Annotated in this window: 15 protein-coding genes; 7 read left to right on the forward strand and 8 right to left on the reverse strand. The window is 71.1% G+C overall.

Annotation, left to right across the window (positions count from 1 at the left end):
• Positions 1-67: 67 nt before the first annotated feature.
• Both ABIC53_RS10630 and ABIC53_RS10635 read left to right on the forward strand, forming a co-directional pair.
• Positions 68-1,000 carry an ATP-binding cassette domain-containing protein gene (locus ABIC53_RS10630; protein WP_354451425.1) on the forward strand — a complete coding sequence of 311 codons (933 nt, stop codon included), beginning with the start codon at positions 68-70 and terminating at the stop codon, positions 998-1,000.
• Positions 997-1,818, forward strand: a complete 822-nt coding sequence (locus tag ABIC53_RS10635; RefSeq protein ID WP_282501977.1) for an ABC-2 transporter permease — start codon at positions 997-999, stop codon at positions 1,816-1,818. The genes ABIC53_RS10630 and ABIC53_RS10635 overlap by 4 nt, the downstream gene beginning before the upstream one ends.
• On the opposite strand, the gene ABIC53_RS10640 is transcribed toward ABIC53_RS10635, so the two are convergent.
• The 6 genes from ABIC53_RS10640 to ABIC53_RS10665 all read right to left on the reverse strand — a co-directional run bounded on the left by ABIC53_RS10640 (position 1,785) and on the right by ABIC53_RS10665 (position 5,933).
• Entirely contained in the window at positions 1,785-2,204 is a 420-nt protein-coding gene (locus ABIC53_RS10640; RefSeq protein WP_114589068.1) for a hypothetical protein, read from the reverse strand. The two genes, ABIC53_RS10635 and ABIC53_RS10640, sit on opposite strands and share 34 nt — an antisense overlap.
• A gap of 70 nt (positions 2,205-2,274) precedes the next feature.
• Entirely contained in the window at positions 2,275-3,075 is an 801-nt protein-coding gene (locus ABIC53_RS10645) for a uroporphyrinogen-III synthase (protein WP_112616173.1), read from the reverse strand.
• A gap of 200 nt (positions 3,076-3,275) precedes the next feature.
• Positions 3,276-3,542, reverse strand: a complete 267-nt coding sequence (locus tag ABIC53_RS10650; protein WP_114589066.1) for a hypothetical protein — start codon at positions 3,540-3,542, stop codon at positions 3,276-3,278.
• On the reverse strand, positions 3,532-3,942 hold the full coding sequence (locus ABIC53_RS10655) for a phage holin family protein (protein ID WP_023952744.1): 411 nt from the start codon (positions 3,940-3,942) through the stop codon (positions 3,532-3,534). The genes ABIC53_RS10650 and ABIC53_RS10655 overlap by 11 nt, the downstream gene beginning before the upstream one ends.
• Position 3,943: 1 nt before the next feature.
• Entirely contained in the window at positions 3,944-4,303 is a 360-nt protein-coding gene (locus ABIC53_RS10660) for a hypothetical protein (protein ID WP_112616169.1), read from the reverse strand.
• 94 nt (positions 4,304-4,397) lie between these two features.
• Positions 4,398-5,933 (reverse strand): protoporphyrinogen/coproporphyrinogen oxidase, encoded by a 1,536-nt coding sequence (locus ABIC53_RS10665; RefSeq protein ID WP_354451428.1) that lies wholly within the window; start codon positions 5,931-5,933, stop codon positions 4,398-4,400.
• Between ABIC53_RS10665 and ABIC53_RS10670 the strand changes: the two genes are divergently transcribed.
• Positions 5,833-6,411, forward strand: coding sequence for an HhH-GPD-type base excision DNA repair protein (locus ABIC53_RS10670; RefSeq protein WP_354451430.1), 579 nt, complete (start codon positions 5,833-5,835; stop codon positions 6,409-6,411). The two genes, ABIC53_RS10665 and ABIC53_RS10670, sit on opposite strands and share 101 nt — an antisense overlap.
• A gap of 94 nt (positions 6,412-6,505) precedes the next feature.
• A complete protein-coding gene (locus tag ABIC53_RS10675) occupies positions 6,506-10,105 on the forward strand; it encodes an endo-1,4-beta-xylanase (RefSeq protein WP_354451432.1) in 3,600 nt (1,199 codons plus the stop codon).
• A gap of 104 nt (positions 10,106-10,209) precedes the next feature.
• Here the strand turns inward: ABIC53_RS10675 and ABIC53_RS10680 are convergent, their stop codons facing one another.
• Positions 10,210-11,598: a glycine--tRNA ligase gene (locus ABIC53_RS10680; RefSeq protein ID WP_112616161.1), complete on the reverse strand. Its 1,389-nt coding sequence runs from the start codon at positions 11,596-11,598 to the stop codon at positions 10,210-10,212.
• 140 nt (positions 11,599-11,738) lie between these two features.
• Between ABIC53_RS10680 and ABIC53_RS10685 the strand changes: the two genes are divergently transcribed.
• Together ABIC53_RS10685 and ABIC53_RS10690 are read left to right on the forward strand one after the other, a co-directional pair.
• Positions 11,739-13,157, forward strand: a complete 1,419-nt coding sequence (locus ABIC53_RS10685) for an SPFH domain-containing protein (RefSeq protein ID WP_323987160.1) — start codon at positions 11,739-11,741, stop codon at positions 13,155-13,157.
• A gap of 153 nt (positions 13,158-13,310) precedes the next feature.
• Positions 13,311-14,117, forward strand: coding sequence for an SDR family oxidoreductase (locus ABIC53_RS10690; protein ID WP_274178250.1), 807 nt, complete (start codon positions 13,311-13,313; stop codon positions 14,115-14,117).
• Between the two features lie 21 nt (positions 14,118-14,138).
• Here the strand turns inward: ABIC53_RS10690 and ABIC53_RS10695 are convergent, their stop codons facing one another.
• Positions 14,139-14,870: a GNAT family N-acetyltransferase gene (locus ABIC53_RS10695; protein ID WP_181574180.1), complete on the reverse strand. Its 732-nt coding sequence runs from the start codon at positions 14,868-14,870 to the stop codon at positions 14,139-14,141.
• Between the two features lie 75 nt (positions 14,871-14,945).
• On the opposite strand from ABIC53_RS10695, the gene ABIC53_RS10700 reads away from it, so the two are divergent.
• A complete protein-coding gene (locus tag ABIC53_RS10700; protein ID WP_274178541.1) occupies positions 14,946-16,343 on the forward strand; it encodes an MFS transporter in 1,398 nt (465 codons plus the stop codon).
• Positions 16,344-16,355: the final 12 nt, after the last annotated feature.

A 16,355-nucleotide genomic window follows, 5' to 3' on the forward strand; every position in this document is an offset into this window, starting at 1 on the left:
GGAGTTCGCGGTGAACGCGGCGTGTCGGGCAGGATGGGAGCGGAACCACCCGGCGAGAGGGGGCGCGATGGCGGACGGACAGGTGCTGGAGTTCAACGACGTGGCCAAACGTTTCGGCACCGTCGCGGCGGTCGACGGCCTGACGGCGCGGGTCGAACCGGGCGCCGTCACCGGCTTCCTCGGACCGAACGGTGCGGGCAAGACCACGACGCTGCGAATGCTCCTCGGGCTCATCTCCCCCACGTCGGGCTCCGCCACGATCGGTGGCCGCCGCTACCGCGACCTGAAGCACCCGCTGCAGACCGTCGGCGCCGTCCTCGAGTCGTCCAGCTTCCACCCGGGCCGATCGGCCGCCGCACATCTCCGGGTCTACGCCCATGCGGCGGGGATCCCGACGTCGCGCGTCGACGACGCCCTGGGCATCGTCGGTCTCGGCGATGTCGCCGGCCGCAAGGTGGGCGGGTTCTCACTCGGGATGCGGCAGCGCCTCGGTCTCGCCTACGCCCTGCTGGGCGACCCCGGCGTCCTGGTCCTCGACGAGCCGACGAACGGGCTCGACCCCGAAGGCATCCGCTGGATCCGCCGCTTCCTCCGCGACCTCGCCGCGGAAGGACGCACCGTCCTGGTCTCGTCGCACCTGCTGGCAGAGGTGCAGCAGTCCGTCGATTCGCTCATGATCATCACGCGCGGGCGCCTCGTTTACCAGGGCGGCATCGAGCATGTCGTGCCGCAGGACGAGATCGCGACCGTCGTCGACGCCGAAGATCGCGACGCGCTCCGCCGAGCCCTCTCGGCCGCCGGCTTCGAGAGCGACGAACGCCGCACGGGCCTTGCCGTACGCGGTGCCGACGCCCCGACGGTCGGACGCATCGCCGCCGACGCCGGCATCGCCCTGACCGCGTTGCAGCGGAAGGGTCCGGCTTTCGAGGAGGTCTTCCTGGAGCTCGTCAGCGGTACCCGCGTGCACCCGTCGGCCGTGACCGGGGAGGAGACGCGATGAACCTCGTGAACGCGACCCGATCGGAACTGACGAAGCAGTTCTCCACCTCGGTCTGGTGGATCCTCCTGATCGTCCTCGTCCTGTACATCGGCGGAACGGCCGGCGGCATGGCCGCCGTCTTCGCGGCGGGCGAGAACGGCTCGCTCCCGGGCACCACGTCGCTGCCGACGGGGCTCGGCGATCGGCTGCCGAGCCTCATCTACGGGCTCGCCACGGCGATGGGATACGTGTTCCCGCTCGTCGTGGGTTCACTGCTCGTCACCGGCGAGTACCGCCACAAGACCCTGACGCCGACCTTCCTGGCCACCCCTCGACGTGGCGTCGCGTTGTCGGCGAAGATGCTCGCGGGCGTCGTCATGGGTCTCGTCTTCGGCGTCGCCGCCGTCGGCTCGACGGTCGCCGCAGGCGGTGGGATGCTGGCGCTGTTCGGCGTCGACCCGCAGCTCGGACGCCCCGAGACCTGGGCGTTCCTCGGACGGATGCTGCTCGCCCTCGTGCTCTGGGTGCTCGTGGGCATCGCGCTCGGCACCCTCATCCGCAACCAGATCGCCGCCGTCGTCGGCATCCTCGCTTTCACCCAGTTCGTCGAGCCGATCGCCCGCGTGGGCGCGAGCATGGTCGACGGGCTCGCCGACGTGGTGCGCTTCCTCCCGGGTGCGGCCTCGGATGCGCTCGCGGGCGACAGCATCTACGCCGCCATGGGCGGGAGCGCCGGCCAGCCCCTGGAGTGGTGGGCGGGCGGGCTCGTGCTCGTCGGCTACGCCGTCGTGTTCGCCGTGATCGGCTACGCGGTGTCGTGGCGGCGCGACGTCGCCTGATCGACCAGATCCGCCACGTCAGCCGGCTCGTCCTCGACGTCGAGGCGCAGGGCGCGCACGAGCGCCACCCCGTGCCGCGTCGTGAGGATCAGACGCTGGAACTCGTCGTCGCCCTCGAGGTCGACGACGACCGACGGGCGGCGACGCCGGACCAGGACGAAATCGGTGCCTCCCGCTGACTCGAAGGAACCGGCCGCGATGACCGCAGGAACCAGCAGTCCGGGGCGCGGCACGCCGCGGAGCCACGACCACGCGTCATCCGTCAGCTGCACCCGCGCGATGTGCTCGCGAGACACCAGGACATTCCGCTGACGGAATGCTGCGGCGCGCTCGGTCGCCGAGAGCACGACTTCGAGCTGCGCGGAGTCGAGCAGAAGCGTCACCATGCGTCTCAGTCTGCCAGTCGGACACTCACGAAATGCTCACAGACCGGCAACGATCACCGCCGCGATCGCGTCAGGACGCCGATGCTCCCGATGCCGGGGCAGGCTGGCGGGCGATCGCATCGAGGAGGGATGAGATCGTGGTCTCGGCGGCCACCACATCGACGGTGAGACCGAGCTTGCGCGCGTCGCGGGCCGTCCGCGGGCCGATCGCCGCGATCAGGGTCGACGCCGGCAGATCGGGGAACTGCTCGCTGACCTGCTCGGCGACCGAGCCGCTGGTCACGAGCACCGCATTGATGCGCCCGCTGGCCACGTCGGCTGCAATGCGTTCGGTCACCGGGACGCCGACGGTGCGGTACGCCACGACGCTGCGGACGTCGTGACCGGCCTCGACGAGCATCCTGGTGAGGACGGGCTTGGCGACCTCGCTGCGCAGCGCCAGGACGCGTGTCGGCTCGGGCTCGATGGCGAGGATCTGCTCGGCGAGCCCGGCCGCCGAATCGTCCTCGTCGGGAACCAGGTCGACGCGGTACCCGACCGCGGTCAGCGCCGCAGCCGTCGTCTCACCGACCGCGGCGACGCGCGTGCGCGCGGGGATCTCCGCGCGATAGGCGTACAGGACGTCGACGGTCGTGGCACTCGTCAACGTGATCCAGTCGAAGGCTCCGGCCGCGAGCTCGGCGAGCGCGCCTTCGAGATCGGCGACATCCGTCGTGGGCGCGAAGTTCACCAGCGGCGCGATGACGGGCGTGGCACCGTGCGATCGCAGCAGTGCCGCGACCTGGTCGCCCCAGGGGCCGCCGCGCGGCACGAGCACGCGCCACCCCCGGAGGGGCTTCTGCGGCTCTGGGTGGCCGGGCTCGACATGCATATGGTGGCTCTCATGAGGCGCGGCCGCCCCCGGAAGAGCGGCCGACGCACGTTCCTTCTCCGGGCGGTGCAGACCCGGATGCGCAACATCGGCAGCATCCGCTCCATCGCCGCTGCCTCGTTTCCGAGCATACTCCGATGCGGGCGCGAGGCGGCGGCGGGAGGTATCGATCCGGACTCGCTTGGCCGAGAACGGACGGGTCAGCGGGCGATCAGCCGGGCGATGCCCCAGACCACGGCGCCCACGGCGACCGCGACGCCGACCGCTGCCGCAGCGGCTCCGGCCGGGTTGCGCTGCGCGTAGGCGCGCGCCTCGCGGCTGGCGCGGTCGGTTGCGATGACCGCCCGCTTGGGGAGGTTCGCCTTGTGCTCGATGGCGGCGAGCGCGGCCTTCAGCTCGGCACGCGCCTTCTCGACCGGGTCGGAGATGCCCAGCGGCACCGCGGTGTCAGGGAGCTCAGAACTCATCGGCCACTTCCTTCACGATCTTGGCGTCGGTGGAGATCGCCTGGGCGGGGTTCTGCCGTGAGCTCAGACGCTTGAAGCGGAGGAGCCCCAGCACCGCGAACACGGCGGCGATCACCAGGAGGATTCCGATCACGATCAGCGACGCGGCCCACGCGGGCAGCCACGACGACAGCCCGATGATCGCGAAAGCGCCGATGGCCGGGATCGTCCAGAACAGGAAGAACAGCGCGACGATGAACCAGACACCGCCGAGGCCGGCATCCTTTCCCGTCTTCTTGGCCCAGGCCTTCGCCGAATCGATCTCGGCGACGACGAGGTTGCGGACCAGCTCGGGGATCTCGCCGATCAGAGTGAACAGGCTGTCGTCGGCGCGATCGCGGAATCCGCGGGGCGTGCTCATCTCAGCTGTCCGCCACGGCGCTCGCGTCGGCCACCTTGCGCGCATCGCGCTCGGCGGCCTTGCGCACGTCGCCGGCGGCCTTCTCGCCCTCGGCCACGGCCGCGTCGAGCTTCTCGCCGGGGGTGCCGCTCTTGCTGGCGGCCTTGACGACCTTCTTCGCGCTGTCCCAGACGACGCTGGGGACGGCGAGGGCGGCGGACTTGCCGAGCTCGGTCACCTTGCCGACCTGCTTCTGCACGGGGTCGAGCTCCCAGACCTGCTGGGCCTTCTCTTTGATCTGCTCGTAGCGCTGACGCCCGGCGCGTGCCCCGAGCACGTAGCCCGCGGCGAGTCCGACGGCGATGCCAATCTTGCCCCTCATGGGGTCTCCTCACGTTCGACGTTGCTGCGTGGTCCCAGGCTATCGCCGTATGCCGCCTCAGGTATCCACTCCCGAAACCCGGCGGAGCCGACTATCATGCCGGATCGACTCCTCGCCAGAGCACCGCGCGGCGTGCGGCGTCGGCCTCGGCGATCGCGTCGGCGGCGACCCGATCGAGGCTGTTGCCCGACAGCCACCCGCCCACGAGCGCCAGGGCGGGCATCTCACGCGCCCGCGCCCGGACAGCCTGGGCCGCCTCGTCATGACCCAGCAGTGACGCCGGGGCCGCGCGGGAGTAGCTGATGCGGGCCGACGCGCGTACGGCGCCTGCCGGGATCGCCACGCCGCACAGATCGGATGCCGCCGCGCGCGCGGCCCCGACGACCTCCGCGTCCGACCCGGCGGAGTGCGGCAGGGTCACCCGGATGATGTGCTCGCCCTCGGCAAGCGCCTCGCCGATCCACGGCCAGGTCCGCGAGATCGGACGCACGGTGGCCGGCTCGGACCCGGGCCCGATCACGAGCGACCCCCGCTCGGGCAGGTCGACCCCCTCGATGCGGAGCAGCACCACGTCGAGCGGCGCTGGCCGGGGCTCGGCGCTCGCGGGAAGCTCCACGTGCGGGGACAGCAATCGGCGCGCGGCGTCTTCGTCCGCGGCGACGATCAGCAGATCGGCAGGTACCGGCTCTTCGACGCTGTCGGCACGCACGAGCCACGTGTCGCGCTCGCGACGGATCTCCGTCACGGCCGCGCCGGTGCGGATGTCGACGTCGAAGTCCCGCAGGCGCGCTTCGAGCGCATCGATCAGGCGGAACAGCCCGCCGCGCGGCGCGCGGCGCTGCGCGGAACCGGGGCGCACGGTCTGCGCGACCGCGCCGCTGAGCGAGCCGGTCCGCGTGAGCGCGGGGTTGAGCGACGGCGCCGCGGCGTCGACGTCGATGAACTCGGGAGCGACGCCGTGGACGGCGAGCACATACGGGGCTACGAGCCGGTCGCGCACCCGCTCGCCCATGCGCGACGAGACCAGCTCGCCGAGACTGCGGTGACGCCCGACCGTCAGCGGCGGGCGCACGCGGTCGAGATAGGCACGCCAGGCGCCACGCCCCTCGATGTGTCGTCGCACATCCTCGGCCCAGGGGTTGGCGGGGATGCCCAGCACCGTCCCCGCGGGCGCGGGAGCAGGTCCGGCCGGACCGGCGCCGAGCCACAGCTCGTCGTCGCGGGCGGTCTCGAGTTCATCGCTCAGCCCGACCTCGTCGATGAGCTTCGCGAGCGTCTTCGCGGACGCCGGGATGCCGTCGGCCGCGGCATCCACCGTCAGGTCGCCCAGCGTCGCCCGGTCGAGGGAGCCGCCGAGCTGCGGCCCGGCCTCGATCAGGGTGACCTGCAGTCCGAGGCGCGCACATTCGAGCGCCGCGACGATGCCCGCCATACCGCCGCCGACGACGACGACCCGGGTGTCGTGGGCATGCGTCACGAGATCCGTCATGCCCCCATCCTGCCGTCTCGCCGATGAGAACATGGAGAGCATGAGCCTGCACATCACCGACGACTCCGCCGCCGACCAGCTGCTGACCGAGAATCCGCTCGCGCTGCTGATCGGGATGCTGCTCGACCAGCAGATCGCCATGGAGACGGCGTTCACCGGGCCGCTGAAGATCCGCGAGCGCGCGGGGTCGGTCGACGCGGCGACGATCGCGGGCTACGACCCCGACGAGTTCGTCGAGGTCTTCCGCCTGACGCCGGCCGTGCACCGCTTTCCCGGGTCGATGGCGGGCCGGGTGCAGACGCTCTGCCAGACGATCGTGGACGACTGGGACGGCGACGCGTCGGCGATCTGGACCGCCGGCGACCCGGACGGCCTCACCGTCTTGAAGCGGCTCAAGGCGCTGCCGGGGTTCGGTGAGCAGAAGGCGAAGATCTTCCTCGCGCTTCTGGGCAAGCAGTACGGCTTCACCGGCGACGGTTGGCGGGAGGCCGCTGGCTCGTACGGCGACGAGGGCTCGTTCCGCTCGGTGGCCGACATCGTCTCACCCGAGTCGCTGACGAAGGTCCGCGAATACAAGCGCGCGGCGAAGGCGGCAGCGAAGGACGCCTCTGCCTCCTGAGTCGCGGTTTTCGAAAAGACTGGCGGACGACACCGAATATGTTTGAGTAGTCGACATTCCGTACCCCCGGTCTGCGCAAAGGAGCGCTCGAACCATGCGAATTCGTCGACCCCGTTTACTGGCAGCCGCGGCGACCGCGGCGCTCGCCGCACCGTTACTCGTCGCGACGGGAGCCGCCGCGGCCCCCGGAGCGACTACCCCCGTCGTCGCCAACGACTTCTCGAGCCCGACGCTCGGTGACGCGCTGACGCAGAGCGGAGGCGACGGCTCCACGCTCGACTACGTCGACGGCGCTCTCGTCGTGCGGGACCGCGACGCCGACTACGTCGGCATCCAGACGGCGCCGGGCATCCTCGAGCCCGAGACCGAGTACACCGTCAGCGCCCGCGTCCGGCTGGCCGCGGGCACGCCCGACACGCAGGCGCGCTGGGTCGGCGTCCCGGGATACACCTGGATCGGGAACACGACCATCACGGCCGGCGACTGGACGACGGTCACCGGCACCTGGACGTCGCCGCAGACCACCGAGGACGTCCGGCTCTACCTCGGCACCGGCGACATCGCCGGCACGGCCGCGTACACCTACCTCGTCGACGACGTCACCGTCACGGCGACGGACGGCGATCCGGGCACGAATCCGGGTACCGGCCCCGACGCCCCGGGCACCGTCCTGATCGAGAGCACGTTCGACGACGGCGCCCTCGGCGCCTGGCAGCCGCGGGCCGGGTCGAGCGGTGCCGGCCCGACCGTGGACGTCGTGCCCGGCGGAGCCGACGAGTCGTCGCACGCGGCTCTCGTCACCGATCGGACGCACGAAGGCGACGGCATCCTCCTCGATGTCACCGACACCCTTCTCGCGGGACAGACCTACGCCTTCTCCGCGGCGCTGCGCTTCGCGCCCGGCGCGGACCCCGGCCAGGGCCTCACCGTCTCGATGCGCACCGACGACGGCGGCACGGTCACCTATACCAACCTCCTGCAGGCCGAGAGCGTCTCGGCGACCGGATGGACGACCGTCGCCGGCGACATCACCATCCCCGGGTACGACGCCGCGGCCGAGCTCTACATCGAGGCGCGGTACAACTCCGGCAACACCTCGCCGTTCCTCGTCGACCAGGTGCGGGTCGCGGTGCCCGAAGCCGGCCAAGGCGACCTCGATCTCACTCCGCTGAAGGACACGACCGACTTCCCCGTCGGCGTCGCGATCGATCAGCGCGAGACCAGCGGCGCGGCATCCGATCTGCTCCGGCACCACTTCGACCAGATCACACCCGAGAACCACATGAAGGTCGAGGCCTGGTACGACGACCAGCAGCGGTTCCAGCGCCACCCGCAGGCCACCGCGCTGCTCGACTACGCGGCCGCGAACGGCCTGCGGCTCTACGGGCACGTGCTGCTGTGGCACGCCCAGACCCCCGACTGGTTCTTCCAGGATGCTTCCGGGCGAGAGCTCACCGACTCGGAGGCCGACAAGCAACTGCTGCGCGACCGGCTCGCGACGCACATCGACGACGTCGCCCGGTCGATCGCCGACGACTACGGCCTGTTCGGGTCCGAGACCAATCCCCTCGTCGCGTGGGACGTCGTCAACGAGGTCATCTCCGACCAGGCGACGCCCGACGGCCTGCGGACCAGCCGGTGGCACGACGTCCTCGGTGAGGAGTTCATCCACCTCGCCTTCCGGCTCGCCGACCAGGCGTTCAACCGCGACTACGCGGCCCCGGGCTCGGACCGCCCCGTGAAGCTGTTCATCAACGACTACAACACCGAGCAGGACGCCAAGGGAACGCAGTACGAGGCCCTCGTCGGCCGGATGGTCGCCGCCGGAACGCCCCTCGACGGCGTCGGCCACCAGTTCCACGTCTCGATCAACACCCCTGTCAGCGCTCTCGCGAGCGCGCTCGACCGGTTCGCCGGACTCGGCCTCATGCAGGCGGTCACCGAGCTCGACGTCACCGTCAACCCCGCCACCGCGGCGAACCTCGCGCGCCAGGGGTACTACTACCGCGACGCGTTCGAGGTGTTCCGCGGCTACCACGCCGGGGCGCCGGCATCCGAGGGCCTCTACTCGGTCACCGTGTGGGGTCTCACCGACGCCCGCTCGTGGCGCTCGGAGCAGGCGCCGCTGCTGTTCGCGGGCGACCTGAGCGCGAAGTCGGCGTTCTTCGGTGCGATCGGCCAGGACGACGGTCTGCCGCCGCTGGTGACGACCGCCGATGTGTTCCGCGGCGACGTGGGGCTCGACGGCGCGATCGTCGATGCCGCCGAATGGCGCAACCTGCCCGAGCACCCGCTCACCGGCGACGCGGGCGGTTTCCAGACGCGCTGGAGCGACGATCACCTCACGGTGCTCGTTCGCTCGAACGTGCGGCCCGAGCGGATCGAGTTCACCTACCGTGACGAGCAGGCCGCTTTCGGCACCGGCGGCGACCTCGCCGGCCGGACCGTCGAGGCCGACGGCGCGTTCTACTCCGTCGTTCAGCTGCCGCACGAAGCCCCGGCCGTAGGCGCGACCGCCGCCTTCGACGTGCGCGTCTTCGGTGCCGACGGGCTCGTGGGATCGTGGAACTCGGCGGGTGCCATGGGTCAGCTGACCTTCTACGAGGAGCTGTCGTACCTCGAGATCCCCCGCGCTGACACGATCACGGTCGACGCGGTCGTGGATGACGCGTGGGCCGACGCTCCGCGGATCGAGACGGCCAAGCGCGTCGAGGGCGACGCGACCGGCGCCACGGCGACGGTCCGGACGCTCTGGCGCGACAACGTGCTCTACACCCTTTTCGAGGTCGTCGATCCCGAGATCGACACGTCGAACAGCGATCCCTGGAACCGCGACGGCGTCGAGATCTTCCTCGATCTCGGCAACACCAAGAGCGGCGCGTACGGTCCCAACGACACGCAGATCCGCATCACGGTCGACGGCGACGTCACCTTCGGCACCGGCAACGAGGCGCTCCAGCGGTCACGACTGCTCGAGAGCGCGACCGCGCGCACCGCGAACGGGTACATCGTCGAGGCGGCCATCGACCTCGTCGGTCAGTCCGGCGGGCAGAGCGACGTTCCGCTCGGTGGTCCCGGCACCTTCCAAGGCTTCGACGCGCAGGTCAACGACGCTCGCGGCGGCTCGCGCTTCGCCGTGCACACGTGGGCCGAGCCGACCGGCACCGGCTACCAGACCACCTCGCGGTGGGGCGTCGTGCACCTCGTCGACTCGCTGACCACGCCGGGCGAACCGGGCGGTCCGGGTGAGCCCGGCGAGCCCGACGCGTGGGCGACCGTCGACATCGGCGACGGCCGCGTGGCCCAGGGCGGATCGCTGCCCGTGCGGGTCTCGGGCCTCGAGCCGCAGCAGCAGATCGGCGCCACGCTGTACAGCGATCCGATCGTCGTCAGCGGCATCCCCGCGGCCGACGCATCGGGCGAGGTGCGCTTCGCCGTCGCCGTCCCCCGTGACCTCCCGACCGGAGAGCACACGCTCGTCATCACGTCGCCCGGGTTCGACGACATCCGCGTGGCCGTGACGGTCGTGAGCGGCGCCTCGAGCGGCAGCGGCGCCGCGGGCGGCACGGCCAGCGGGAGCGGCAGCCTCAGCGCGACCGGGGGCGAACTGCCGTGGGGCGCGGCACTCGCGGCGGCGGCGCTGCTCACCGCGGGCGGACTGTTCCTGGCGCTGCGGCGACGCCGCACCCCCTGACCCGCGGGTCTGCTCTCGGGCGCGAACGTCGGAGAAAAGCGCGAACCTCGGAGTCCATCGCAGGATGGCTCCGAGGTTCGCGTCGTTCTCCGCCCGAAGGTGCGTCAGGCGCCGCGCAGGCGCTCGGCGAGATAGCCCTCGAGCGCGTCGAGCGCGATGCGCTCCTGCGCCATCGTGTCGCGGTCGCGCACGGTGACGGCCCGGTCGTCGAGCGAGTCGAAGTCGACGGTGACGCAGAACGGCGTGCCGACCTCGTCCTGACGGCGGTAGCGGCGCCCGATCGCACCGGCGTCATCGAAGTCGATGTTCCAGCCGCGGCCGCGCAGCGTGTCGGCGACCTCGCGCGCCAGCGGCGAGAGACGCTCGTTGCGGCTGAGGGGCAGCACGGCCACCTTGACGGGCGCCAGGCGCGGGTCGAGGCGCAGCACGGTGCGGGTGTCGACGCCGCCCTTCGCGTTGGGCACCTCTTCTTCGTCGTACGCGTCGACGAGGAAGGCCATCATGGCCCGCGTCAGGCCGAACGAGGGCTCGATCACGTACGGCGTGTACTTCTCGCCGGATGCCTGGTCGAAGTAGGTCAGCGACTGGCCGGATGCCTCGGAGTGGCTGCCCAGGTCGTAGTCGGTGCGATTCGCGACGCCCATGAGCTCGCCCCACTCCTTGCCCGGGAACCCGAAGCGGTACTCGACGTCGATCGTGCCGGCGGAGTAGTGGGCGCGGTCGTCCTCGGGGACGTCGAAGCGCCGCATGTTGTCGGCGTCGATGCCCAGCTCGATGAACCAGTTCCAGCACGCCTCGACCCAGTGCTCGAACCACTGCTGCGCCTCGGCGGGCGGCGTGAAGAACTCGATCTCCATCTGCTCGAACTCGCGCGTGCGGAAGATGAAGTTACCGGGCGTGATCTCGTTGCGGAACGCCTTGCCGACCTGGCCGATGCCGAACGGCGGCTTCTTGCGGCTCGCGGTGAGCACGTTCGAGAAGTTCACGAAGATGCCCTGCGCGGTCTCGGGGCGCAGGAAGTACAGGCCGGTCTCGTCGTCGACGACGCCGAGGTAGGTCTTCACGAGGCCCGAGAACGACTTGGGCTCGGTGTACTGGCCCTTGGTGCCGCAGTTCGGGCACGGGACGTCGGCGAGGCCGTTCTCGGCCTTGCGGCCCTTGCGCGCCTCGAAGTCCTCGATGAGGGTGTCTTCGCGGAAGCGCTTGTGGCACTGCAGGCACTCGACCAGGGGGTCGGTGAAGGTCGCGACGTGGCCGGAGGCCTCCCAGACGCGCTTGGGCAGGATGATCGACGAGTCGAGGCCGACCATGTCGCCGCGACCGCGCACGAAGGTCTGCCACCACTGGCGGCGGATGTTCTCCTTGAGCTCCGTGCCGAGGGGGCCGTAGTCCCACGCGGAGCGCGAACCGCCGTAGATCTCCCCCGCCTGGAAGACGAACCCGCGGTGACGGGCGAGGGCGATGACTTTGTCGAGGCGGGACTGCTCGGCCACAGGTGGCTCCTCATGGTCGTTTTCGGGATGCGCCGGCGGCGCGGATGCCGCAGACAACGGCATCCTCGATTCTAGTCGCGCCGCGCAGGTCGACCCCGATACGGTCGAAGGACACATCGTTACGCACGGGAAAGGTCAGCATGGAAGCTCTATTCGCCGGAGGCGCGCTCGTGATCGGCGGCATCGCCGTGATCGCCGTCATCATCCTTCTGATCTTCCTGCTGATCATGGTGCGGGCCTGGTACAAGGTCGCCAAGGCCGACCAGGCACTCGTCGTCGTCGGTCGCAGCCAGAAGAACGCGGCGGGAGACTCCTCGCGCATCTCGGTGATCACCGGCGGCGGCGCCCTCGTCAACCCGCTGACCCAGCGCGCCGAGATGATCTCGCTGCGCGCACGTCAGATCAAGATGGAGCCCACGGCTCAGGCATCCAACGGCGTCACCGTGTCGGTGGCAGGCGTGGCCCTCGTGAAGATCGGCTCGGACCCCGAGTTCGTGCGTCGTGCCGCCGAGCGCTTCCTGTCGCAGGACGGCGCGATCGAGCAGTTCACGACCGAACAGCTCGAGGGCGCGCTCCGCGGCGTCGTCGCAACGCTGACCGTCGAGCAGCTCATGAAGGACCGCCAGAAACTGTCGGACCAGATCGCCGAGGGCATCAAGAGCGACCTGCTGGCCCAGGGCCTCATCCTCGACTCGTTCCAGATCCAGGGCATCACCGACAAGAACGGCTACATCGACGCCCTCGGCGCGACCGAGGTCGAGCGCGTTCGCCGCGAGGCCGAGGTCGCCCGCATCAACGCCGCCCGCGAGGTCAAGGCGCGTCAGCTCGCGACCGACGAGGCGAACCTCATCGAGCAGACCGCGTACGACAAGAACTCCGCCGCCGCCTCCGCCGAGGTCGGCCGCGCCCGCGCCGAGGCAGAGCAGGCCGAGGCTCTCGCCCGCGCGCAGCGCGAGCAGGACGTGCTGCTGCAGGCCGCCGAGAACCGGCAGGCCCAGCTCGACGCCGACATCAAGAAGGTCGCCGACGCCTCGCTCTACGAGCGCCAGCGCAAGGCCGACGCCGATGCGTACGCCGAGGTCAAGGCCGCCGAGGCCCGCGCACAGATCGCTGCCCAGGAGGCCGAGGCCACGCGCCTGCGCGCCCAGGCCGAGGCCGACGCCGTGCGCCTGGCCGGTGAGGCCCGCGCCGAGGCGATCGAGGCCGAGGCCGCCGCCATCGCCCAGAACCAGGAGGCCCTGCTCGCCCAGCGTGCGATCGAGGCCCTCGTGCCGCTGATGACCGAGTTCGCCCGCGGCTTCGACAAGGTCGGCTCCATCACGGTGCTCGGCGGCGACGGCGCATCGAGCCACATCGCCTCCGAGAGCGCGTCGAGCATGCGCGCCACCTTCGACGCCGTGCAGGCCACGACCGGCATCGACCTGCGCCAGATCATCCAGGGCCAGGCCACCGGCCGCGGTGTCGCCCAGGGCCTGCGCGAGGACGACGCCGCCGCGGCTTCGGCGCCGGCTCCGGCTCCGGCTCCGGCTCCGGCTCCGGAGGAGACCTCGGCGGAGTGACCCCGCGCTGACTCCTCAGATCCGACGACGCCCCGTCTCACCTCTCGCGTGATGACGGGGCTTCGTCGTTTCCGGGCGCCGGGATCTGAGGAGTTCCCGCGCGGGATTGTCAACCGGGTGCGACACCGCGCCGGGGGTTCGTAGCGTCGGGGCATGACGTTCACTCCTCGCCGTGCCATCGTGACCGCTTCCGACTCGGGGATCGGCCGTGCGACCGCCCTCGCCCTCGCCGACGTGGGGATGGACGTCGGGGTCACCTGGCACTCCGACGAGGAGGGCGCGAACGAGACCGCAGCGGGCGTTCGGGCCCGGGGCCGCAAGGCCGTCGTCGCCCAGTTCGACGCGACCGAGTTCGAGAAGGTCCCCGGTGTCATCGAGCACCTCGCCGAGGAGCTCGGCGGCCTCGACGTCTTCGTCAACAACGCCGGCGGCGGCACCGGCGGGCCCGTGCTCGACCTCGACCTCGACGGGTGGCGGACGGTCGTCGCGCTCAACCTCGACGGCGCCTTCCTCGGAATGCAGACCGCCGCGAAGCTCATGGCGGATGCCGGTGACGGCGGGCGCATCATCGCGGTGACGAGCGTCCACGGCTCGCAGCCGCGGGTCGGCTCGGCCGCCTACGTCGCCTCGAAGCACGGCCTCGAGGGCCTCGTGAAGACGATGGCGCAGGAGCTCGGCCCCCGAGACATCACCGTCAACTCGGTCGCGCCCGGCGAGATCGCGACCCCCATCAACGACATGGAGGGCGACGAGGCCGAGAAGACCCACCGCCCCGGCATCCCGATCCCGCGCCCGGGCAAGCCCGAGGAGATCGCCGCGGTCGTCGCGTTCCTGGCGTCGCCGGCGTCGTCGTATGTCACCGGTGCGACGTGGGTCGTCGACGGCGGGATGCTGCAGATGGGCCCGCAGGCCGGCTCTCACCTCGAGTCCGACGACTGGCGCGACGCCGGCGCGGAGTAACCACGCCGCGCGCGGCGCAGGTCAGGGTCGGACGAGGAGGTAGCCGCGCTCGTCGTCGAAGCCGCCGACGGTGAGCCCGGCCGCGAAGTGCTCGAGGAACTGCGCGCGCACGCGGTCGCGCCAGGCGTCGGCGTCCGCGGGAGAGGCGGCGCGGATGGCGTGGATGTCGGCGGGCACCTCGATCGTCGCGACGATCCGGTCGTCGGACGGACGCTCCTGCGGCGGCGCCGCGAGCGGCCACGTCACCATGAGCCGGTCGGTGACCTCGCCGCGATTGATGCCGTCGTCCATGAGCCCGTACTGGTCGACGAGGTAGTCGCTGATGCGGGCTCCGAGTACCTGCAGGTTGAAGTGCGCGTTGCGCGCGAAGAGCGGGTCGAACGTCCACGTGATGGTGCCGACCTCACGGGCGAAGGCCCACGCGCGCTGGTGCTGCTTGAGCACGCGCCCAAGTCCCTGCTGCTGGTACTCCGGCAGCACACCGGTCACGTGCGAGTGCATCGACCGCGCACCCGGCTCGGCGAAGAACGCCACCGACGCACCGACGACCCGGTCGCCGTCGAAGAGTCCGACCACGTAGTTGCCGGAGTAGGCGAGGGCGCGCATGAGGTTCGTGGGCACCGAATCGCGGTCGCCGCCCCACACCTCGCGCAGCACCGCGGCGCCGGCGAAGATGTCGGCGACGGTCTCGAGGGGGCGGATGTCGATCCCCGCGGGCACGTCGGCTGGGGTCGGGGGAACGCTCTCGCTCATGAGCCCACCCTACGCCGCCGCGGATAGCCTGAAGGGATGGCATCGGGTGAGAGCGGACGACGACGACTCACCCGGATGCCGCGACAGGGCGCGATCGTCACGGTGCTGGCGATCGCGGGACTGGCCTCGTCGTTCATGTTCACCCTCGTCGTCCCCATTCAGTCGAAACTGCCCGAGCTGCTCGACGCGAGCCGCGAAGACACGGCGTGGGTCGTCACCGCCACCCTCCTCGCCGCCGCGGTGTTCACCCCCATCGCGGGGCGCCTCGGCGACATGTACGGCAAGCGCCGCATCGTGCTCGTACTGCTCGGCCTGCTCATCGCCGGGTCGGTCGTCGCGGCGCTGTCCACGGACATCGTCGGGGTGATCGTGGGGCGCGCGCTGCAGGGTGCGGTGACCGGCGTCGTGCCGCTCGGGATCTCGATCATGCGCGACGTGCTGCACGAGAACCGCGTCGACGCGGCGATCGCACTGATGTCGGCGACCCTCGGCGTCGGGGGCGCCGTCGGCATGCCCGTGAGCGCGCTCATCACCGAGACGAGCGACTGGCACGTGCTGTTCTGGATGTCGGCGGGCCTGGGCGCGATCGTGCTCGTGCTGGTCGTGCTCGTCGTTCCCCCGAGCGTGCTGCGGACGCCGGGGCGCTTCGACCTCATCGGGGCGATCGGCCTCGCGGTCGGTCTGACCGGAGTGCTCCTCGCGGTCTCGCGCGGGAACACTTGGGGCTGGACGTCGGCGGCGACCCTCGCGTGCGGCCTCGGCGGCATCCTCGTCCTGCTGGTGTGGGGCCGGTTCGAGCTGCGCATCGCCGACCCGTTGCTCGACCTGCGCGTCGCCGCCCGCCCGGCAGTGCTGCTGACGAACCTCGCGTCGGTCGCGATCGGTTTCTCGCTCTTCGCCTCGAACGTGTCGTACCCGCAGATGCTCGAGCTTCCCGAGACGGTCGGCGGCTTCGGGCTGACGCTGCTGCAGGCGAGCCTCATCATCATGCCGGCGGGTCTGGTGATGATGATCCTCTCGCCGTTCTCGGGGCGACTGGCCCGAACGGTGGGGCCGCGCCTGCTGCTCGTCCTCGGCTCGATAGCCCTGATCCTCGCCTACGGCTTCTCGCTGCTGTGGGCCTCCGAGGTCTGGCACCTGCTCGTGGCGAACCTCCTCATCGGCGTGGGCATCGGATTCGGCTACGCCGGCATGCCGATGCTCATCATGCGCTCGGTCCCGCCGACCGAGACCGGCGCGTCGAACGGCCTGAACGCCCTCTTCCGCTCCCTCGGGACGAGCACCGCGGCCGCTCTCGTCGGCGCCGTGCTGGCTGCCCTGTCGATCGAGCGCGACGGCGTCGCCGTGCCGACACCGGCCGCGTTCCAGGTCTCGTTCGCCCTCGGCCTGGGCGCCGCCGTGATCGCCCTGGCCGTGGCGCTGTGCATACCGCAGCGCCGCGATCCGCACGAGTCGCGCCCGTCGCTGCCCTGAGCGGCGTATCGT

The organism is Microbacterium sp. 1262 (assembly GCF_040544895.1).
Taxonomy (GTDB): Bacteria; Actinomycetota; Actinomycetes; order Actinomycetales; family Microbacteriaceae; genus Microbacterium; species Microbacterium plantarum.